17 protein-coding genes are annotated in these 20,832 nt (G+C 74.1%); 7 read left to right on the forward strand and 10 right to left on the reverse strand.

Features of this window, described 5'->3' with window-relative positions:
• Positions 1-37 precede the first annotated feature (37 nt).
• Entirely contained in the window at positions 38-544 is a 507-nt protein-coding gene (locus GA0074704_RS18690) for a DinB family protein (protein ID WP_088971699.1), read from the reverse strand.
• 106 nt (positions 545-650) lie between these two features.
• Between GA0074704_RS18690 and GA0074704_RS18695 the strand changes: the two genes are divergently transcribed.
• Both GA0074704_RS18695 and GA0074704_RS18700 read left to right on the forward strand, forming a co-directional pair.
• Positions 651-1,688, forward strand: coding sequence for a M4 family metallopeptidase (locus tag GA0074704_RS18695; protein ID WP_088971700.1), 1,038 nt, complete (start codon positions 651-653; stop codon positions 1,686-1,688).
• 109 nt (positions 1,689-1,797) lie between these two features.
• On the forward strand, positions 1,798-2,484 hold the full coding sequence (locus GA0074704_RS18700; protein ID WP_088971701.1) for a DedA family protein: 687 nt from the start codon (positions 1,798-1,800) through the stop codon (positions 2,482-2,484).
• Between the two features lie 22 nt (positions 2,485-2,506).
• Here GA0074704_RS18700 and GA0074704_RS18705 read toward each other — a convergent pair whose 3' ends face one another.
• From GA0074704_RS18705 to GA0074704_RS18720, 4 genes are all read right to left on the reverse strand, one after another.
• Entirely contained in the window at positions 2,507-3,346 is an 840-nt protein-coding gene (locus GA0074704_RS18705) for a M15 family metallopeptidase (RefSeq protein ID WP_231926546.1), read from the reverse strand.
• Between the two features lie 65 nt (positions 3,347-3,411).
• Entirely contained in the window at positions 3,412-4,377 is a 966-nt protein-coding gene (locus tag GA0074704_RS18710) for an acetylxylan esterase (protein ID WP_088971702.1), read from the reverse strand.
• Between the two features lie 17 nt (positions 4,378-4,394).
• Positions 4,395-4,604 (reverse strand): endo-1,4-beta-xylanase, encoded by a 210-nt coding sequence (locus tag GA0074704_RS18715; RefSeq protein ID WP_088971703.1) that lies wholly within the window; start codon positions 4,602-4,604, stop codon positions 4,395-4,397.
• A 210-nt stretch (positions 4,605-4,814) separates the two neighbouring features.
• Positions 4,815-5,819 carry a LacI family DNA-binding transcriptional regulator gene (locus GA0074704_RS18720; protein WP_088971704.1) on the reverse strand — a complete coding sequence of 335 codons (1,005 nt, stop codon included), beginning with the start codon at positions 5,817-5,819 and terminating at the stop codon, positions 4,815-4,817.
• 131 nt (positions 5,820-5,950) lie between these two features.
• Between GA0074704_RS18720 and GA0074704_RS18725 the strand changes: the two genes are divergently transcribed.
• The 5 genes from GA0074704_RS18725 (at position 5,951) to GA0074704_RS18745 (ending at position 12,668) form a co-directional block, all read left to right on the forward strand.
• Positions 5,951-7,261 (forward strand): extracellular solute-binding protein, encoded by a 1,311-nt coding sequence (locus tag GA0074704_RS18725; protein WP_088971705.1) that lies wholly within the window; start codon positions 5,951-5,953, stop codon positions 7,259-7,261.
• Positions 7,258-8,262 (forward strand): carbohydrate ABC transporter permease, encoded by a 1,005-nt coding sequence (locus GA0074704_RS18730; protein ID WP_088971706.1) that lies wholly within the window; start codon positions 7,258-7,260, stop codon positions 8,260-8,262. The genes GA0074704_RS18725 and GA0074704_RS18730 overlap by 4 nt, the downstream gene beginning before the upstream one ends.
• Positions 8,259-9,119 (forward strand): carbohydrate ABC transporter permease, encoded by an 861-nt coding sequence (locus GA0074704_RS18735; protein WP_088971707.1) that lies wholly within the window; start codon positions 8,259-8,261, stop codon positions 9,117-9,119. Before GA0074704_RS18730 ends, GA0074704_RS18735 begins: the two co-directional genes overlap by 4 nt.
• Before the next feature lie 36 nt (positions 9,120-9,155).
• Positions 9,156-11,480: a beta-xylosidase/alpha-l-arabinosidase gene (locus GA0074704_RS18740; RefSeq protein ID WP_088971708.1), complete on the forward strand. Its 2,325-nt coding sequence runs from the start codon at positions 9,156-9,158 to the stop codon at positions 11,478-11,480.
• A 162-nt stretch (positions 11,481-11,642) separates the two neighbouring features.
• A complete protein-coding gene (locus tag GA0074704_RS18745) occupies positions 11,643-12,668 on the forward strand; it encodes a LacI family DNA-binding transcriptional regulator (protein ID WP_088971709.1) in 1,026 nt (341 codons plus the stop codon).
• A gap of 17 nt (positions 12,669-12,685) precedes the next feature.
• On the opposite strand, the gene GA0074704_RS18750 is transcribed toward GA0074704_RS18745, so the two are convergent.
• From GA0074704_RS18750 to GA0074704_RS18770, 5 genes are all read right to left on the reverse strand, one after another.
• A complete protein-coding gene (locus GA0074704_RS18750; RefSeq protein ID WP_088971710.1) occupies positions 12,686-14,014 on the reverse strand; it encodes a D-alanyl-D-alanine carboxypeptidase family protein in 1,329 nt (442 codons plus the stop codon).
• A gap of 69 nt (positions 14,015-14,083) precedes the next feature.
• Positions 14,084-16,015 (reverse strand): copper resistance CopC family protein, encoded by a 1,932-nt coding sequence (locus GA0074704_RS18755; protein ID WP_088971711.1) that lies wholly within the window; start codon positions 16,013-16,015, stop codon positions 14,084-14,086.
• Entirely contained in the window at positions 16,012-16,479 is a 468-nt protein-coding gene (locus GA0074704_RS18760) for a hypothetical protein (protein ID WP_088971712.1), read from the reverse strand. Before GA0074704_RS18760 ends, GA0074704_RS18755 begins: the two co-directional genes overlap by 4 nt.
• A 56-nt stretch (positions 16,480-16,535) precedes the next feature.
• Positions 16,536-19,505 (reverse strand): multicopper oxidase domain-containing protein, encoded by a 2,970-nt coding sequence (locus GA0074704_RS18765; RefSeq protein ID WP_088971713.1) that lies wholly within the window; start codon positions 19,503-19,505, stop codon positions 16,536-16,538.
• A 20-nt stretch (positions 19,506-19,525) separates the two neighbouring features.
• Positions 19,526-20,827: a multicopper oxidase domain-containing protein gene (locus GA0074704_RS18770; RefSeq protein WP_157743721.1), complete on the reverse strand. Its 1,302-nt coding sequence runs from the start codon at positions 20,825-20,827 to the stop codon at positions 19,526-19,528.
• Positions 20,828-20,832 lie beyond the last annotated feature (5 nt).

Here is a 20,832-nt window from a genome sequence, read left to right on the forward strand (position 1 = left end):
GAGGGCGGCCACCCGGGCAGGGGTCGCCGAGCAGGCGTCAAGCGCCGACGCTGCCGTCGATCGCCTCGCGCAGGAAGTCGGCGTGGCCGTTGTGCCGGGCGTACTCGTGCATCATGTGCAGCATCACCAGCCGCAGCGACACGTCCTCGCCCCAGCGCGCCTGGTGGCCGGTGACCTCCAGCGACTCGGCCTCCCGCTCGATGCGGCGGGCGTGCTCCACCTCGGCCTGCCACACCGCGAACGCCTCCGCGCCGGTCGACCCGTCCGGGTCGTACGCGGCCTGGAAGTCGCCGGTCGGTGACCAGATCAGCCCGATCTCCTCGCCGGCGATCACCCGCCGGAACCAGGTCCGCTCCACCTCGGCCAAATGCCTCAGCAGGCCGAGCAGGCTCAGCGTGGACGGTGGCGAGGAGCGGCGGCGCAGCTCCTCGTCGCCGAGCCCGGCGCACTTCATGGCCAGGGTGGCGCGGTGGAAGTCGAGGAAGGCGCGCAGGGTCTCGCGCTCCCCCGCGCGCAGCGGCGGCCCGATCCGGTCGATCTCCATGTGAGGTCCCTCCCGTGCGGGCGCCCGGCCCGCTGGTCCGAGGTATTGGCAGCGTCCGACGGGGAGCCTAGTGTCGGCGAATCGATCCACCCTCGAAGGGACGATCATGAACCCCCAGATCCGACGTTCCGCGCTGCTCGCCTCGGCGGTCACCGCGGCGCTGGTCGCCGGCGGCACCACCGTGCAGGCGGCCGGCGATCCCTACTCCGGCACCGCCGGCGCGACGGTGTTCGCGCCGAACCCGGTGCAGCAGCTCGGCGACCAGACGCTGACCGACGCCAAGGACGCCGACTACCCGGCGCTGGCCGGCGCGTACCGGCCGGTGACCCTGACCAACCTGGACGGCTCCGGCACCCTCACCGGCCGCTACGTCCGGGTCAAGAGCGACACCGGCACGCCCGCCCGGGCGGTCGACGGCTCCTTCCCCGCCTGGCACCGCGACGCCGACCAGTTCGAGCAGGTCATGGGCTACCACTGGGTCAACACCGCCCAGGCTTACCTCCAGTCGCTCGGCTTCGGCAGCACGCTGCGCCCGGTCAACCAGCGGCAGATCGAGCTACGGGTCAACCAGTACGGCGGCGACAACTCGTTCTTCCGCGACGACAAGGCCAACATCACCCTCGGTAAGGGCGGGGTGGACGACGCCGAGGACGCCGAGGTGATCGTGCACGAGTACGGCCACTCGGTGCAGGACGGCCAGGTCCCCGGCTTCGGCACCAACCTGGAGTCCGGCTCGATCGGTGAGGCGTTCGGCGACTACCTGGCCGTCGCCGTGACCAGCTGGGCCACCGGCGTGCCGACGAAGACCCCGGAGGCGTGCGTCGCCGACTGGGACTCGGTGTCGTACACCAGCAGGACGCCGCACTGCCTGCGCCGGCTCGACGGCACCAAGGTCTACCCGACCGACGTGCGCGGCGAGGTGCACGCCGACGGGGAGATCTGGTCCCGCGCCCTGTGGGACATCCGGACCGCCCTCGGCGACCGCAAGGCCAGCACCCTGATCGTCGAGGCCCAGTTCGACTTCGCGCCGGACACCTCGTTCCGGGACGCCGCACTGGCCACCGTGGCCACCGCCGAGCGCCTCTACGGCGCCTCCGCCGCCACGGCGACCCGCTCGGCGTTCGCCGCCCGCGGCATCCTCTGACGGCCCGACCTGCTCACCTTCGGGTTTGCGAGGTGGCGGCGAGGGTAGCGGTGGCGGTGCACCCGGCCGCGTCCGCGCGCCGCCACCTGCGTACCCCTGGAGGCCGCTGATGTCCTCGATCCTCGCGTCGCCCGCCGCAGGCCCGGGCCTCCTCGCCCCCGAGTCGCTGATCTCGACGTTCGGGCTGATCGGCATCCTCGCGGTCGTCTTCGCCGAGTCCGGGCTGCTGATCGGGTTCTTCCTGCCCGGCGACTCGCTGCTGTTCACCGCCGGCCTGCTGGTGGCCGGCGGCCGCTACCTGAGCCAGCCGCTCTGGCTGGTCTGCCTGCTGGTGGCGGTCGCCGCGATCGCCGGTGACCAGGTGGGCTACCTGTTCGGCAAGCGGGTCGGCCCGGCGCTGTTCCGCCGGCCCGACTCCCGGCTGTTCAAGCAGCAGAACGTGGAACGGGCCAACCGGTTCTTCGCCCGGCACGGCGCCCGGTCGGTGGTGCTGGCCCGGTTCATCCCGGTGGTACGCACCTTCACCCCGATCATCGCCGGGGTGAGCCGGATGCGGTACCGCACGTTCCTGACCTACAACGTGATCGGCGGGGCGCTGTGGGGCACCGGCGTCACGGTGCTCGGCTTCTACCTGGGCCGGATCCCGTTCGTCCGGGACAACATCGAGTTCATCCTGATCGGCATCGTGCTGGTCTCCGTCGTGCCGATCGGGATCCAGCTGCTGCGCTCCCGCCACGCGGGTCACCGCGACGACGCCGACCGGGCGCGGAGGGCCGCGACGCCGCAGGACGCCTGAGCTGGCCGCGCCGGCCGAGCGGTCAACCGGGGCGCAGCGCGGAACGGGCCACCGGGAAGTCGAAGTACGTCTCCGGGTACGGCTCGGTCGTCCACCGGTAGTGCCACCACTCGCGCGGGTAGTTCTCGAAACCCTGTGCGGTCATCAGCCGCCGCAGCCGGTCCCGTTCCACCCGGGGCGTGCCGGTGACCCGGGGGTCGTCGGTGTGCGCGAGCGGGTCGAAGCAGTCGAAACCGGTGCCCATGTCGACGCTGTCGTCACCGAAGCGGCGGTCGGCCGGCGCGGTGCAGGCGACCAGCGGCTGCCCGGGCGAGTAGCCGGGCTGCGCCGGGGTGGGCACCGGGACCAGGGTCAGGTCCAGGGTGCTGCCCCGGCTGTGCGCGGTGGGCGCCCCGATGTACCCGTCGGCGAACAGCCGCGACTTCGGCACCGTCGGATAGAACTCGGCCTTCATCCGCTGCTCGCCGGGCTGCTTCGCCCAGGTCACGAAGTCGTCCACGGCGCGGCGGGGGCGGTAGCAGTCGTACACCTTGAGGCTGCGGCCCTGCGCGAGCGCGGCGGCCTGCACCCGACGCAGCGCGTCGGCGGCTCCCCGGGTGAGCAGGCAGAGCGGCTCGGCGTAGCCGGCGATCGGCCGGCCGACGAAGTTGTGCGGGCCGGCGTAGCGGATGTCGGCGCGGATGCTCGGGTCGACGTCGGTGAGCACCACGAAGTCGGCCGGGGCGCGCGGGCCGGTCGCGCTGGGGGTGGGGGTGGGCGGCGGCGGTGTCGGGGCGGGCCGCTGGCAGCCGGCGACCAGCGCGGCGGCCACGACCGCCAGGGCCGCCAGCCGCCGGGCGATGCTGGGCGGCCCGGACCTCACCTTGCCTTGTCTACCGCACGACCGGGCGGCCGGAGCGGGCAACGGCCACAGCGTGACCTCGCCGGTCAGGGGGCGAGCGCCGCACGCAGAAAGGTGAGCGCCGCCGCGTCGTCGTCGATACCGCCGGCCTCGTGGCCGTTGTACCGCCACACCGCCAGCTCCGCCGGCCCCCGGTAGGCGTTCACCGCCGCGTAGACCGTCGACGGCGGCACGATCTCGTCCATCAGGGCGACCGAGAACCGGGCCGGGACGGCGGCCCGGCGGGCGAAGGCCACCCCGTCGACGTACCCGAGGGTGCGCAGCGCCTGCTCCTCCGCGTCGCGGTGCACGGCCAGCCAGTCGCGGATCTCCCGGTACGGGTGGGCGTCGGTGACCAGCACCGCCCGGGGGATGTCGCAGAGGAACGGCACGTACGACACCAGCGCCCGGACCTCCGGCACCAGGGCGGCCACAGCCAGGGCGATCCCGCCGCCCTGGCTGTGGCCGAGCACCGCCACCCGCTGCGGGTCCAAGGCCGGTAGCGTGCGGGCCGCGTCGACGGCGCGGACCGCGTCGGTGATCAACCGCCGGTAGTAGTAGCGGCGGGGGTCGCCGAGGCCGCGGGTGACCACGCCGGGCGCCTCCGGGCCGGCCGCCGCCGGATCGGGGGTGTCGCCACGGCTCCACCCCGACCCCTGGCCCCGGGTGTCCATCTGGAGGTGGGCGAAGCCCGCGCACGCCCACAGCAGGTTCTCCAGCGGGTGACCGCGGCCGCCGCCGTAGCCGACGTACTGCACCACGGTGGGCAGCGGACCGCGCGCCGCGGCGGGTACCCGCAGCCAGGCCCGCACCGGCTGCCCGGCGAAGCCGGGAAGGGTCACGTCGTGGACCTCGACGGCGGCCAGCGCGGTCTCCACCGGGACCGACCGCACGGTGTCGTCGCAGGCCCGCGCCTCGGCGAGCGTCTCGGTCCAGAACCGGTCGAAGTCCGCCGGCTCCCGCAGCGCGCTGTGGTAGCCGCGCAGCTGCTCCTCGGGCAGGTCGGTGTGCACCCTCGGCCCGCCGGCGCCTACCGGTGCGGCCGCTGCGGCACGCGCGGCAGCACGAAGGGTGGCCCGGAGTAGACCAGCTCGGCCTTCAACTCCTGGTACGCCAGCACGTGCCCGCGTACCCGCTGGTGGTGCGCGGTGGCGAAGGCGACCAGTTGGTCGGCCGGCCCCCAGTCGTAGCTGCCGCGGGTGGTCTCCAGGCTCTCCCACTTCATCTCGTTCTCGACCATCGGGACTCCTTCTCGGGTCGACTCCTCCGGAGTCGGTCCGCCGCCAGGTTTTCCGGAAAACCAGCGCGGAAGTTTCGGAATCCCGCTCACCGTAGCGGCTCACGGCGGCCATGAAAAGAGCCCAGTCGATGGCAGAAGCCGTTCGCCCCGGTGCCACGAATTCCGGACCCGCGCCGGAACTTTCGGAGACGCGGCGGGGCCGCTCCGGGGTCAGCGGCAGGGACGGCAGGAAGAACGGACGACCAACTCGGTCGGGAGCCGGATGTGGGTGTCGCGTTCGACGCCGCCGATCAGGTCGATGAGCAGGCGCAGCGCTTCCGCGCCCATGCTCTGCAACGGTTGCCTGATCGTCGTCAGCGGCGGGTCGACCAACGCCGACTCGGGGACGTTGTCGAAGCCGATCACCGACAGGTCGTCGGGGACCGCGATCCCCATCCGCCGGGCGACGTCCATGGTGGAGATCGCCGAGAGGTCGTTGCCCGCGAAGATGGCGGTCGGCCGGTCGGCGAGGCCGAGCAGTTCCGCCGCGGTGCCGGCGGCGCTCTCGATCCGGTAGCCGCCGACGCGCACCAGCCGCTCGTCCACCGGTACGCCGGCATCGGCCATCGCCCGGCGGAAACCGGCCTCGCGCAGCCGGGACGACTCGAGGTCCGGCCGCCCGCTCATGTGCCCGATCCGCCGATGGCCGAGCGACAGCAGGTAGGTGGTCGCCAGGACGGCGCCGGCGAAGTTGTCGGAGTCGACGGTGGGCAGGCCGGACGGGCCGGTGTGCGGGTCGACGGCCACCACGTGGAAGCCGTGCTTGGTCTCCACGACGGTCGGCGTGACGATGACGGCGCCGTCGATCAGGGTGCCGGAGAGGCGGGCCAGCGAGCGGCGTTCCCATCCGACGGCGGCGCCCTCGCCGTCGCCGCTGGAGTAGGCGAGCAGCTGGTAGCCGCTGCCGGCGACCTCCCGGGACGCCCCCTTGAGCAGCTCGGTGGAGAACGGCTCGAACTCGGCGACCAGGATGCCGAGCACGTTCGTCCGGTGGCTGCGCAGGCTCTGCGCGCCCAGGCTGGCCTCGTAACCGAGGTCGCGGATGACCTGCTCGACGCGCTCCACGGTCGCCTGCGCCACGCCGTAACGCCCATTGACGACCTTCGAGACGGTCGCCACCGAGACGCCGGCCGTACGTGCCACGTCCGACATCTTGACGCGTTCCGGGAACACCACGCGACGAGTGTAGAGCCGGCGCGGGGCAAAGGTCACGACGGATCGAAAACGTTATCGATAACGATTGACATCGAGTTACGTGACTGTAAAACTCCCCCCGACAACCCGACTGACTGGTCGAGGAGACATCGATGACTACGAAGCGTCATGTGGGCGCACTCCTGGCACTGTTGCTGACCAGCGCTTCCCTCGTAGCCGGCTGCGGCGGCGGGGGCGAGGACGAGGCGGCCCCACCGGGCGAGCTGTACAAGAACCCGGTGACCCTGACCTGGTGGCACAACGCCCCCCAGGACGGTCCCGGCAAGACCTACTGGGCGAAGGTCGCCAAGGACTTCTCCGCCCTCCACCCGAGCGTCACGATCAAGATCGAGGCGATCGAGACCAACCAGCTCCAGCGGACCCGGATCCCGGCAGCCCTGCTGAGCAACGACCCACCCGACGTCTTCATGTCCTGGGGCGGCGGCGAGCTGCGCGAGCAGGTCGAGGCCGGCTACCTCAAGGACATCACCGACCAGGTCAGGACCGAGGTCGGCACCATCGGCAGCGCCGCCGAGATCTGGCAGGTGGATGGCAGGCAGTACGGTCTGCCGTTCCGGATGGGCATCGAAGGCGTCTGGTACAACAAGGAACTCTTCGCGAAGGCCGGCATCACGGCGCCGCCGACCACCTTCGAGGAACTCAACACCGCGGTCACCAGGCTCAAGGCCATCAACGTCACGCCGATCGCGGTGGGCGCCGGCGACAAGTGGCCCGCCGCGCACTGGTGGTACAACTTCGCGCTGCGCGACTGCTCGGTCGACACCCTCAAGAAGGCGACCAGGGACAAGGTCTTCGACGACCCGTGCTTCGTCAAGGCCGGCCAGGACCTGAAGGCCTTCATCGACACCAGGCCGTTCCAGAACAACTTCATCGCCACGCCCGGCCAGAACGACCCCACCAGCGCGAACGGTCTGCTCGCCAACGGCAAGGCGGCGATGGAGCTGATGGGCGACTGGAACCGGGGCACGCTGGACAACGTCGCCACCGACAAGGCCAGGCTCGCCACGTTCATCGGCTGGTTCCCCGTACCGGCGATCGCCGGCTCCGCCGGTGACCCGAAGGCGGCCCTCGGTGGCGGCGACGGCTTCGCCTGCGCCAAGGCCGCCCCCGCCGAGTGCGTCGAGTTCCTCAAGTACATCGCCAGCCCCGACGTCCAGAAGGGCTACGCCGAGACCGGCACCGGCCTGCCCGTCGTCAAGGGCGCCGAGGCCGGCATCAAGGACCCGGCCCTGAAGTCCATCCTCCAGGCCACCGCCGACGCGAGCTACGTGCAGCTGTGGCTGGACACCGCCTACGGCAGCACCGTCGGCACCGCGATGAACGACGCGATCGTCGCCATCTTCTCGGGGAACGGGACGCCGGAGAAGGTCGTCTCGGCCATGAAGGCAGCTGCGAGCAAGTGACGTCGGCCAACCAGACCCGCGACCCCGCCGGCGGCGTCGCCACGCCGCCGGCGGCCCGCCGGCCCGCCGCACCCGCGTCCTCCCGCCGCGCCGAGACCCGCCGCAAGTGGTACGAGATCATCGGGCTCACCACGCCGGCGCTCGTCGTCTACGTGATGTTCGTGCTGGTGCCGATGGGCTTCGCCGTCTACTACAGCCTGTTCCGGTGGCGCGGCGTCGGGCCACCCACCGAGTACGTGGGCCTGCGGAACTACGTCCTCGCCTTCGGCGACCCGATCTTCCTCGACGCGCTGCGCAACAACGCGATCATCGTCGCCGGATCGCTGCTGATCCAGGGACCGCTCGCCCTGGGCGTCGCCCTGCTGCTCAACCGCCACTTCCGCGGGCGCGCGCTGTTCCGGCTGCTGGCGTTCGTGCCGTACGTGCTGGCCGAGGTCACCGTCGGCATCATGTGGAAGCTGATCCTGACCGACGGCGGCACCGTCGACGCGCTGCTGCGGTCGGTCGGCCTGGGCGGTCTGGTGCAGGCGTGGCTCGCCGACCTCGACGTCGTCATCTGGACGCTGCTGTTCGTGCTCACCTGGAAGTACGTCGGCTTCGCGATCATCCTGCTGCTCGCCGGCCTGTCGAACGTGCCGCAGGAGCTGACCGAGGCCGCGGCGATCGACGGCGCGGGGTGGTGGCAGACCCAGCGGCACGTCACGCTCCCGCTGCTCGGCCCGACGATCCGGATCTGGATGTTCCTGTCGATGATCGGTTCGCTGCAGGTCTTCGACGTGGTCTGGGTGACCTCGGTGCCCGCGGTGCGCTCGCTCGGTGCGTCGGGAACCATGGCGACCTACATGGTGGACAACGGGTTCTTCGCCCGGCTGTGGGGCTACGGCAACGCGGTCGCCGTGATCCTCTTCGTCATCTCCTTCGTCGCGGCGCTGCTGTTCCAGCGCTTCATCCTGCGCCGGGACATCGAGGGCGCCATCACCGGAAGGGCGAACCGACCGTGACCACGCACCCCGTCCACTCCCGGTCCGCCGGGCGCCGCCCGGTGTCCTGGGGCACGCCGCTGACGTACGCGCTGGCGCTCGCGGTCGCCGCCGTGTCGATCGCCCCGATCCTCTACGTGGTCGTCGGCGGTTTCCGCACCACGCCGCAGATCGTGGCCGACCCGGCCGGCCTGCCCGACCCGTGGGTCTTCGACAACTACGCCCGGGTGCTGACGCAGAGCAACTTCTGGCGGCAGGCGTTCAACAGCGCGGTGGTCGCCCTCGGCACCACGCTCGGCGTCGTGGTGCTCGGGTTGTCCGCCGCCTTCGTGCTCGCCCGGTACGCCTTCCGCGGACGGGAGGCGCTGCACACCTTCTTCACCCTCGGCCTGCTCTTCCCGGCCGGGGCGGCGATCCTGCCGCTCTATCTCATGCTGCGCGACCTGAACCTGGTCAACTCCTACTACGCGGTGATCCTCCCGCAGGTCGCGTTCCAGCTGCCGCTGACGATCGTGATCCTGCGGCCCTTCCTCGCCGCCATCCCCCGCGAGCTGGAGGACGCGGCGGCGATCGACGGCGCGGGCCGGATCGGCTTCCTCTGGCGCGTCGCGCTGCCGCTGTCGCGTCCCGCCCTGGTCACCGTCGGGGTCCTCGCGTTCGTGGCCAGTTGGAACGCGTTCCTGCTGCCGCTGCTGGTCCTCGGCGACGTCAACCTGCACACCCTGCCGCTCGGCGTGCAGAACTTCTCCAGCCAGTTCTCCACCGACACCGCGGGCGTCCTCGCCTTCACCTCACTGGCGATGCTGCCCGCGCTGCTCTTCTTCACCCTCGCCGAGAAGCACATCGTCGGCGGCCTCCAGGGCGCGGTCAAGGGCTGAGTGGCAGCGGTACGCGCACAACCAGAAAGGCACACCATGACTGAGGTCCACGCGGTGGTGGACGGGCCGGCCCCGGCCCGGGCGACACCCGACCACGACCGGCCGGCCGGGCCGGCCGGCGAGGCACGCGTACGCGAACTGCTCGGCCGGATGACGCTCGAGGAGAAGGTCGCCCAGCTCGTCGGCTTCTGGGAGAAGGAGGACGGTGAGGCGGTCGCGCCCCTGCAGGGCGAGTTCGGCGAGGCCGTGCGGCTCGAGGACTTCGCCCGGCACGGGCTCGGCCACGTCACCCGGGCGTACGGCACCCGCCCGGTCGACCCGGTGGCCCGCGCGGAGGAGCTGTGGCGGTTCCAGCGGAACCTGGTCACCGACACCCGGCTGGGCGTCCCCGCCATCGTCCACGAGGAGTGCCTCACCGGGCTCTCGGCGTGGCGGGCCGCCACCTTCCCCACCCCACTGGCCTGGGGCGCCGCGTGGCATCCCGAACTGGTCGGCGAGATGGCCGCGGCGATCGGGGCCTCGATGCGGGCGCTCGGCGTCCACCAGGGTCTCGCCCCGGTGCTCGACGTGATCCGGGACCCGCGCTGGGGCCGGGTCGACGAGTGCATCGCCGAGGACCCGTACCTGGTCGGCACGATCGGCACGTCCTACGTGCGGGGCCTCCAGTCGCAGGGGGTGCACGCCACCGTGAAGCACTTCGCCGGCTACTCCGCCTCGCGCGCCGGACGCAACTTCGCCCCGGTGCACGCCGGTCCCCGGGAACTCGCCGACGTGCTGCTCCCCCCGTTCGAGATGGCGGTCCTCGACGGCGACGTCCGCAGCGTCATGCACTCCTACGCCGAGATCGACGGGGTGCCGGTCGCCGCCGACCCGACGATGCTGACCGGCGTGCTGCGGGACCGGTGGGGCTTCGAGGGCACGGTGGTGGCCGACTACTACGGCGTCGCGTTCCTGCACCTGCTGCACCACGTGGCGGCGGACCACGCGGAGGCGGCCGGGCAGGCGCTCACCGCCGGTGTCGACATCGAACTGCCCACCGGCGACGCCTACCTCACCCTGCCGGCGGCGGTCCGCGCCGGCCGGGTCGACGAGGCGCTGGTCGACCGGGCGGTGCTCCGGGTCCTGCGCCAGAAGCTGGACCTGGGGCTGCTCGACGCCGACTTCACCGACGAGCCGCCCCGGGCGGTCGACCTCGACTCCCCGGAGCACCGGTCGATCGCCCGCCGGCTCGCGGAGGAGTCGGTCGTGCTGGTCGCCAACCGCGACGTCCTTCCGCTGCCCGCGGGCCGGCGGCTGGCGGTCGTCGGGCCGAACGCCGACCGGCAGGGCGCGCTGTTCGGGTGCTACTCGTTCCTCAACCACGTACTCGTCCAGCATCCCGGCGTGGCGACCGGCATCGACGTGCCGACCGTCCTCGACGCGGTCCGCGCCGAGTTCGGGACCGACCTGGTCACCTGGGCGGGCGGCTGCGACGTGGACGGCGACGACCGGTCCGGGATCGCCGAGGCCGTCGCCGCGGTGTCCGCCGCCGAGGTGGCCGTCGCGGTCGTCGGCGACCACGCCGGCCTGTTCGGGCGGGGCACCGTCGGCGAGGGCTGTGACCGGGAGGACCTGGCGCTGCCCGGCGTCCAGCGTGAACTCGTGGAGGCGGTCCTGGCGACCGGCACGCCGGTGGTCCTGGTGCTGCTCACCGGCCGGCCGTACGCGGTCGACTGGGCGCTGTCGCGCTGCGCGGCGGTGGTGCAGGCGTTCTTCCCCGGCGAGGAGGGGGCCCAGGCGGTGGCCGGCGTCCTCTCCGGGCGGGTGAACCCGTCGGGTCGGCTGCCGGTCAGCCTGCCCCGGTCGGCGGGTGCCCAGCCGTACTCGTACCTGCACCCGGCACTGGGCCAGGGCAGCGAGGTGACCAACCTGCCGGCGACACCGGTGGCGGAGTTCGGCCACGGCCTGTCCTACACCACGTTCGCGTACACCGACCTCACCGTGCCGGCCACCGTGCCGACCGACGGGGCGCTGCCCGTGACGGTACGCGTGACGAACACCGGCCCGGTCGCCGGCGACGACGTGGTGCAGCTCTACGGCCACGACCCGGTGGCCTCGGTGACCCGCCCGGTGGCGCAGCTGCTGGGCTACCGGCGGGTCCACCTGGAGCCCGGCCGGTCGGTCACCGTCGCGCTGACGGTGCCCACCACCCGGCTGGCCTTCTCCGACCGTACGCTCACCCGGGTCGTGGAGCCCGGCGACGTCGAACTCTGGGTGGGCACGAGCGCGCGGCGGGAGACCGGGACGTCGACCGTCCTGGTCGGCGACACCGTGCCGGTCACCAACGACTCGCCGCGGTGGACGACCAGCACGATCGGCTGAGCCGGACCCGCCGGTCGTCCCCGCGGGTGACGTCCGGCGGGTGCAGGGCTTCCGGAACAACTCCGCAACGTCTCGGAACGCCGGGCCCCTTCCGCGCTGTCGAGCACCCACGCCGGTACGGCAAGATGAGCCGGGGCGGCACGGTGGGGTGAAGGAGACGCGGTGGGCGCGGACGACGAACGCAGGGTGACCATCACCGCGATCGCGCGGGAGGCCGGCGTCTCGGTGCCGACGGTGTCGCGGGTGCTCAACGGCCGGTCCGACGTCGCCCCCGGCACCCGGGAACGGGTGGAGGAGCTGCTGCGTCACCACGGCTACCAACGCCGCTCCGCGCGTACGGTGACCCGCGCCGAGCTGGTGGACCTGGTCTTCAACGACCTGGACAGCCCGTGGGCGGTGGAGATCATCCGTGGGGTGGAGGACGTCGGGCACAACGCCGGCGTCGGCACCGTCGTCTCGGCCATCCACAGCCGGTCCACCTCGACCCGGCAGTGGTTGCAGAACCTGCGGGCCCGGGCCAGCGACGGGGTCATCCTGGTGACCTCGGACGTGACCCAGCCGTTGCACGCCCAGCTGCGCCGGCTCAACGTGCCGGTGGTGGTGGTCGACCCGGCCGGCGCCCCCGCCACGGACGTGCCGACCGTCGGCGCGACCAACTGGGCCGGCGGGATCGCCGCCACCCAGCACCTGCTCGAACTCGGGCACCGCCGGATCGGCTTCGTCGCCGGCCCCACCCACCTGCTGTGCAGCCGGGCCCGGCTGGACGGCTACCGGGCGGCGCTGGAGGGGGCCGGCGTGCCGCTGGACGACCGGCTGGTCCGGCCCGGCGACTTCTACCACGCCTCCGGCTTCGCCGCGGGCACCGCGCTGCTCGACCTGGCCGAGCCGCCGACCGCCATCTTCGCGGCCAGCGACCAGATGGCCTTCGGGGTGTACGAGGCGATCCGTCGGCACGGCTCACGGGTGGCCGACGACGTCAGCGTGGTCGGCTTCGACGACCTGCCGGAGGCCCGCTGGGCCTCGCCGCCGCTGACCACGGTCCGGCAGCCGCTGGTCGAGATGGGGCGGCTCGCCGCCCGCACCGTGCTGCGGCTCGCCCGGGGTGAGCAGATCGAGTCACCCCGGGTGGAGCTGGCCACCGAGCTGGTGGTGCGGGACAGCTCGGCGGTCCCGTCCGGGCGTCGCTGAGTCGACCGGCCCCCCTTTCAGTCGGGTTCCGGAAGTTTCGGCGTCGGCAGGGCGCTGGACGTGGCGGCGAGCCGGGCGGCCTGCCGGCGGCGGCGGGCCAGCAGGACCGCGCCTCCGGCGACCACCAGGACGCCCGCCGCGGCGGCCGGCGTGCTGCCCGGCCACCCGCCGGCACCGCCGGTGGCCGTCCCGTTCAGCCCCGCGCCCCCGGCGAGCGCCGACGCCGCCACCGTCGCCGACGGGCTCGCGGACGTCGTCTCGCCGGGACGGACCAGCCGGCCCACCGACGCGTCGCGGGGCAGGGCGAACCCCCAGTCGAGCAGGGCGGCGCCCTGCTGCCAGCCGCGTTGGGTGGGGATCTCCGCGCCGAGCAGGGTCACCACCAGCCGCCGGCCGCCCCGCTCGGCCGCCCCCACGTAGGTGTGCCGGGCGACGTCGGTGAAGCCGGTCTTGCCGCCTAACGCCCCCGGGTAGTGGTCGAGCAGCTGGTTGTCGTTCTGGATCTGGAACGGCTTCTCGTGCAGGGCCGGCTGGCCGGGGATCTCCGCCACCCGGGTCGCGGTGTACCGGCGGAACGCCGGATCGGCGAAGCAGGCCCGGGCGATCAACGCCAGGTCGTACGCGCTGGTGAACTGGCCGGGCCCGTCCAGGCCGGACGGGGTGACGGCGTGGGTCTGGAGCGCGCCGAGCCGCCTGGCCTCCTCGTTCATCGCCCGCACCCCGCCGGCCAGCCCGTCGGGGCCCCCGCCGAGCCGGGCCAGGGCGTTGGCCGCCTCGTTGCCGGACTTCAGCAGCAGTCCCAGCCAGATCGTCTCGATCCGGTACCGGCCGCCCTCGGCCAGGCCGACCGCCGAGCTGCCCGGCTCGATGGCCAGGTCCCCGGCGGTCAGGGTGACCTCCCGGTTCGGGTCCAGCCGCGGCAACATGGTGGCCGCGAGCAGCAGCTTCTGCACGCTCGCCGGGCTGGCGTACTCGTGGGGGCCGCACCCGCCGAGCACCGCGCCGCTGTCCAGGTCGGCGACCACCCACGAGGTCGCGGTGACCGGCGGCGGCGCGGGCGCCGACGGGGGCGTCACCAGGCCGGCGGTGGCCAGCGCCGCACCACCGACGGCCCGGGCGGCCGGGTCGGGCATGGGCGGCGGCTGCGGTGGCGGGGTGGCCGGGGCGGGGACGTTCGGGCACGGCGGCCCGGCGGCCAGCCGGCCGGCCCTGCCCGGCGCTCCGGTCCGGACCTGAGCCAGGGCGGGGTTCGGTGTGCCCGCCCTGGACCGGGCCAGGGCGGGCGCCGGCAGCGTCGACACCGGGGCGAGGAGGGCGGCGGCCAGCGCCGCGGACAGGCCTCTCATGGTCGCCGAGGCTAGCCACGCCGACACGGACGGGTTGCCTGCTCAGCCGTTCGCGTCCGGCCGCCGTTGTCAGCGGGTAGGGTGCCGCCCACCCGGAGCCGGGCGGCCCGCACGCCGGGCACGCCACCGTCGCCCGCCCGCGCCGAGCGCCAGCCCGGTCGCGACGACCGCCAGCAGCAGCGCCGCCCGGTCCAGCACCGGTCGTAGCGGGGCCGCCGAGACGCGTACCGGGGCGGCGGTGGACGCACCGGCCGGGACGGTCCACGGGTGGGTGTCGGTGACCGGGGGCAGGCCGTCGCGGAGCACGGTCACCCCCACCCGCCACCGGCCGGGGCTGTGGATGTCGTCCACGGTCACCACCCAACCGTCGCCGGTGCGCGTGACCGGATGCACCGCCCGTTCCCCGTTCGGGCCGGTGAGCAGCAGCGACACCCCGGTCACCGGGCCGGGGGCCGGGCGGCGGGTGTCGTCGACGCCGACGCTGACGATGTTGCGTCCGGGCCGGTTCGGCCGCAGGGCCACGGTGTCGACCAGGTCGGACATCTGGCCGGTGACCTGCGGCTCGGCGCCCGCGACGGCGGTCGGCGGGAACGCCGGCCCCCGGCCCGGACCGGCGGCGGCGAGCGCCCCGGCCAGGCCGAGCGCGACGGCGAGCAGAGCGGCCTCGACGCGCAGCCCGCGCCGGGGCAGGTCGGTACGGCGCAGCCGCCGGGCGGTCCGCGCGCCGAGCAGCCCGGCCCCGACGGCCACGGCGACCTTGGCCACGAGCAGCAGCCCGTACGGGGAGCCGACCAGGGCGTCCACCGAGGCCACCTGCGGGCCGGTGAGCAGCAGCCCGGTGACGACCAGCAGGGCGAGGCAGGCCACGGCGAGGGTGGCGAAGGCCCGCAGCAGGGCGCGTACCTGCGGCGCACGGTCGGGGGCGTGCCGCAGCAGGGGCACCAGGGCCAGGGCGGCGGCCAGCACACTGCCCGCCCAGCCGCCGGCGGCGAGCACGTGCACCCCGCCGACCAGGGCGGTCCGCCAGGGGCCGCCCATCGGGTGACCGAGCAGCGCGGTGCCGGCGGCCGCCGCGACCGCCCCGAGCGCGCCGACGACCACGGTCACCGGCACCCGGCGGGCCGGGCGACCGGTCATCGGCGCGCCCGACGCACGATCGACCCCGGCGGGCGGGAGTACGTCCGGCGGGACGACGGGTGACGGGCCGTGGGCGATTCGGCGGGCGGCGAGCAGCGCCACCACCACCAGCGCGGCCGTGCCGGCCTCGCGGAGCAGCCAACGACCGCTGGTGAGCTGCGTGGCCAGCAGGCGCCACCGGTCGCCCGTCCCGGCCAGCTGGACGGCCAGCAGCAGGGGCGCGGCGAGCAGGGCGACGATGCCCGCGTACCCGGCGACGATGAGCAACCGGCGGCGCGGCGCGAGCGCCGCCGGGTCGGCGCGGCGGGTGCCGGCGGCGTGCAGCGCGGCGAGCGCGGCACCGCCGAGCAGCACCGACAGGCCGAGCAGGCCGACGGCGCGGGCGGCGGTCTCCCGGGGGCCGGGGCCGACCGGGCCGGCCACGCCGGCGGCGGTGACCTGCCGGCCGACGCCGAAGACCAGGGTGCCGCGGGTGGTGTGCAGGTCGTCGGAGGAGAGCGTCCGCCAGGAGACGTGGTACGTGTTGGGTGGCAGCGCGGGCAGCCCGGCGACCAGGGTGACCGGTTCCTCGCTGTCGGCGTCCTCGGCGAGCGGCGCGCCGTCGGTGTCGCGCAGCGCCAGCCCGGTCACCGCCCAGTGCCGGCCGTCCCCGTCGACCAGGCCGACCCGGGCGGCGGCGAGTTCCACGTGCTCGGTAAAGGCCAGGGTCAGCGTCTCCGGCGCCCGGTCCAGGACCGCGCCGTCGGCCGGCGCGCTGCTGGCCAGGTAGGCGTGGGCCTGCGCGGGCGCGGGTCCGGCCAGCACCGTCAGGGCGGCGACGCCGACGGCGAGCAGCAGCCGGCCGATCCGGGGCACGCCGGTCACCGCACCGGCACGTGGGCCAGGCGGCGCTGGCCCGACGTGATCTCGATGGTGTCGCCGCGTCGTACCGCGCCGTCCTTGTTCAGGTAGAGCAGGTAGTAGCTCTGGCCGGGGCGCAGCTCGTGGCCCTGCTTCATCAGCGCCGCCCGCCAGGCCAGCTTGCCGGAGCGCTCGTTGCGCAGCCGGGGCGGATGCTTCGTGTCGTTCTGGAAGGCGGACGCCTTCTGGGTGTCCAGCACCAGGTAGCGCAGCTCCACCAGGCCGCCGTCGCCCACCACGGCCGCCTGGGTGAAGCGGACGCCCAGGGCGGCCTCCAGCTGCCCGTCGTGCGGGACCGTGTAGCCCGGTCGGGCGGCGGCGTACCCGCCGAAGCGGACGATCGAGATCGCGACCAGCGCCAGGACGAGCAGCGGGAGCACCAGCCGGCCAGGGCGGGGACGGGGGATGCGGAACGGGATCGCGGCCATCGTCGGGCCTCCTCGGGGGACGGTGGAGCCGGGCGGTGACCCGGCCCCACGTGGCGTCAGGGTGCGGTGTAGCGGGTGGAGGCGTAGTTGTCGAAGCTCAGCGAGCCGGTGGTGGTGGCGGTGCGGGCGACCAGGCCCAGCGCCGCCGACTCCACGGTCCGGCCGCTGGTGTCGCCGGTCAGCGTGCCGACGGAGACGGTGCCGACCTTGAGGGTGGCCGACCCCGCGGTGGCCGAGGCCCAGTCCAGCCGGACCGTGCCGCCGTTCGCGGCCACCCAACCGGTGTACGTCCAGCCGGCCGGCCGCAGCAGCCCGAGCCGGAACTGGTTGGTGGTGCCGTTGCGCCGGTACTGGACGACGGCCACCGCCGCGCCCGACGCGTTGGTCAACTGCTCGACGGTCACCACGGCGGTCTGCGGGTTGAAGGTGCCCAGAACGACGTCCGCCCTGGTGTGGATGGTGCGTTCCGCGGCCGGGGTGTCGTCGACGGCGTACCCGACGGTGCCGGCGACGAGTTGGCCGGTGCCGGCCGACACCGTGCCGACCACCCGGGACCAGGCGCTGGTGCCTGTGGTGAACGCGTCGGCGAAGATCGCGTCCGGCGGGTCGACGGCGACGGTGACCGCGCCGGCCGTACCCCAGTTGCCCAGCGCGTCGCGGGCGCGGACCCGCAGGGTGTGGTTGCCGGCGCTGAAGCCGTTGAGGGCCACCGTGGCGGTGACGGCCGTGCCGGCGACCGTCATGGGACGGCCGTGGCCGACGCCGGGGTCGGCGCCCTCGTACCACTCGGCGGTGGTGACCGCGGAGGCCGCGTCGACGGCGGTGGCGCTCAGGGTGAGTGTCGCCGCCCGGGCGGTCGGGTTCGGGGTGGCGGTGACCGCGGTGACCACCGGTCCGGCGCGGTCCAGGGTGAAGGTGACCGGGGCCAGCGGGCCCCAGTTGCCGGCGCTGTCGCGGGCGTGCACCAGCACCTGGTGGGCGCCGTCGGCCAGCCCGGTCAGCTCGGTCAGCGGCAGCAGCCCGTAGGTGTTCTCGGTGGCGCCGTTGAACGACCCGTCGAGGGCGACGAAGGTGAACCCGGTGCCGTCGGCCCCGGCCACGTCGAGGAAGCCCTCCGCCGCGCTGACCACCGAGTGCACCCCGCCCGCGGTGGGGTCGGTGAACGCGGCGTTGATGCGCAGGCCGGTCGGGTCGGACGCGGAGCCCTGCCGCCCGTCGGTGGTGGCCGGGTCGACCGCGCCGGAGAGCAGGGTCGGCACGGTCCGGTCGACCACCAGGTCCGCGGTGGCGTACGGGCCCCACAGGCCGAACGAGTCGCGGGTGTGCACGAGCACGGTGTGCCGTCCCTCGGCCAGGGCGGCGGCCACCACGGCCGGGACGGTGCCCGACTCACCGGTGGCGGCGGCGCCCGGGTTGGCCAGGGCGAGCGGGGTGCCGGTGCCGTTGCCGCCGGTGGTGTCCACGAAGTATTCGGCGGCGGTGACGGTGCCGCCGAGGCCGGAGTCGTCGGCGGAGGCGGCGATCGTGATGTCGCCGGTGCCGGTGGTGGGGGTCGGGGTGAGCGTCACGCCGGTGGTGACCGCCCCGGTGACCGCCAGGTTGAGGGTGGTGCTGCCGACCACTCCCCAGTTGCCGGCGGCGTCGTGGCCGCGTACCCAGATGGTGTGCCGGCCCTGGGTGAGGGTGGTGAGCAGGTCGGCGGGGAGGGTGGCGGTGGCCCCGGTGACGGTCGGGCCGGCGCCGAAGCCCGCGCCGGTGAACGCCAGGCCGGTGCCCTCGGCGATCCGCAGGTCGTCGACGACCGCCTCGGCCCGGTCCACCACCGAGTTGCCGTTGCGGGCGTCGGTGAAGTCGGCGGTGACGGTCACCGTGTCCCGTACGCTCGCCGGATTCGGGGCGGCCCGCACGTTGCCGGCCGTCGGCCCGACGTGGTCGCCGCTGTCTGCGGGCGGGTTGGTGTCCAGGAAGGTCAGCATGCCGCCGAAGGCCTGCTGCGGGCTGACGCCGGTGACCGTGACGCCGTAGCGCTGGCCGGCGTTGTTGAGCTGCCCGCCGGACTCGGCGAGGGCGAAGCGCCGCCCGTCCGGGCCGGCCGGAACGGCGACCACGGCGTCGACCGCCTGTCCGGGTTGCAGCGGCACGGTCACCGCCGCCTCCGGGTACGCGGCCGGCCGGGCGTCCTGCCCGACGATCGCCTGGTCCAGGCCGAACAGGGTCATCGGGTGCGGCTGCACACCGGCGGCGACGTAGCGCAGCAGCACGCGCCGGCCGACGTCGGTGGCGATCACGTCGGTCTCCGGGAACGCCTTGCCGTTGATCAGCCGGTACTTCGGCGCGTAGGCGCGCAGGTCGTAGCTGAGCGGGGCGGCGTTGAACGCCGGGTCCACCTCGGTGAGCACCAGCACCGCCTCGTCGTCGTAGACGCTGGTGGAGTCGCCGTACGCGCTGGGCCGCCCGCCGGCCGCGGGGGCGCGCACCACCAGCGCCCCGACCAGGCCCATGGCGACCTGCCGGGCGCCGAGGGCGGTGTGGCCGGCCTCGTACAGGTAGGTGCCGGGGCGGGTGGCGGTGAAGGTGTAGCTGCGGGTTCCGCCGGGCGCCGCGCCGGTGCGGTCCGGGGCGAGCCCGGTAACCGCCGGGAAGGCCAACGACAGGGCGTCGGCGAGTCCGTTGTGCACCGTGACGGTCACCCGCTGACCCTGGTCGACCACGAGCACCGGACCGGGCAGGGTGGCCGGCGCGGTGTCGGCGCCGGCGAACCCCCAGATCGGCACGGGTGCCGACGCGCCGGGCAGCACGACCGTGCCGGGCTTCGCCCACACGTCGCAGGTGGCCGTGCCGTCGCCGAGCCGGCAGCCGGTCTGCGGCAGCACGCCCTGTGGCGGGGCGGGGTCACCGGTCAGGGTCGCCGCCCGCCCGGTGGGTGTCGCGGCGGGTGGGGCCGCGGCGCGGGCCGGCGCCGGGCCGAGCGCCAGCAGCGCCACCGCCACCCCGGCGAGCAGCCGACGCGTACGGGTCGATCTCATCGTCGCCCTCCCCTGCCTGGTCACGCCGGGCACCCGGCGGGCGGGTCGATGCGGATCAGCGTCATCATCCCGCCGAAGCTCGCCCCGTAGTTGGTGGCCTGTTCCAGCGCGTGACTGTGCGCCACGTGGTAGTACTCGCCGCACTCGTTGTTCTGCACCACGCCGGGCGGCAGCTCCCCGGGCGTCCCACCGAGGTACGGGTTCTCCGCGAACCAGGTCTCCGGGCCGGGGCCGACGATCTGGTCCTGCAACGAGGGCAGCGGCACCGGGATCGGATTGCCCTGCGGGTCCCAGTGCTCGGCGTCCTTCCAGATCATCAGGGTGTCGACGGTCTGACCCGGTGAGACGTCGATGAGGAAGTTGGAGAAGGAGAGGTCCTGCCCGGTGGGGCCCTGCGCGGGCCGGCCGTCCCGGGCGATCAGCTGCTCGTCGCTGCCGTGCGGGTGGAACGGGTAGGCCACCGATCCGGCGTTGAGGTAGCGGATCAGCGCCGGCTTCGGGTTGCCCACCGGGTCGTACGGGCGTATGTGGATCAACGCCCCGTACGGCTGGGCGGGCAGCCACTCGGCGTGGTTGGGGGCGATGGTGTCCGGCATGCTGCGCCCGTTGATGGTGAAGTAGCGGGCCTTGTACCTCGTGAAGTCGTACGCCCGCCTGCGTTCGACGGCCAGGTGCAGGTCCGGGTCGATCTCGCCGAGCAGGTAGAGGTACTCGTGGTCGGGGTCGAACGCCGAGTCGGCCCGGTCGTTCTCCCGGTCCGGGTGGCCGGTGGGGCGGACCACGAGGGCGCCGTAGAGCCCCATCTGCACCTGCTTCTGGATGTCGGTGCCGGACTGGTAGAGGTAGGTGCCCGGCGGGCCGGCGGTGAAGGTGTAGGTGACCGCGCCGGTGTTCGCCGCGGCGGTGGTGGTCAGCGAGGTGAGGGTGCCGCTGGCGTCGGTCTCGGGCTGGGCCGGCCGCCCGTCGGCGAGCACCTGGGCCTGGCCGGGAAAGGTGATCGAGGTGGGCTCCGGCAGGCTGTTGTGCAGCACGACGGTCACCTTCGCGCCGGAGGTGACGCAGAGCGTCGGGCCGGGCAGCTGGAACTCCCCGCCGCCGGAGGCGTAGCTCCACATGTAGATCGTGTTGCCGTCGGGCATGGCCGCGTACCCGCCGGTGGCGGTGAGGTCGAAGGCGTTGTCGGCGGCGGTCCGGCACTCCAGGCCGGCGGGCGGGCTGGCGGCCACCCGGTCCGGCCCGGGGACGACGAGCACGGCGACGACGGCCGCCGCGAGCGGCACCGCGCTCAGCCGCTTCCACCGGCCGAGGTTCGCAGGAAGCATCGGTA

It is taken from the genome of Micromonospora siamensis (assembly GCF_900090305.1).
GTDB classification, from domain to species: Bacteria; Actinomycetota; Actinomycetes; order Mycobacteriales; family Micromonosporaceae; genus Micromonospora; species Micromonospora siamensis.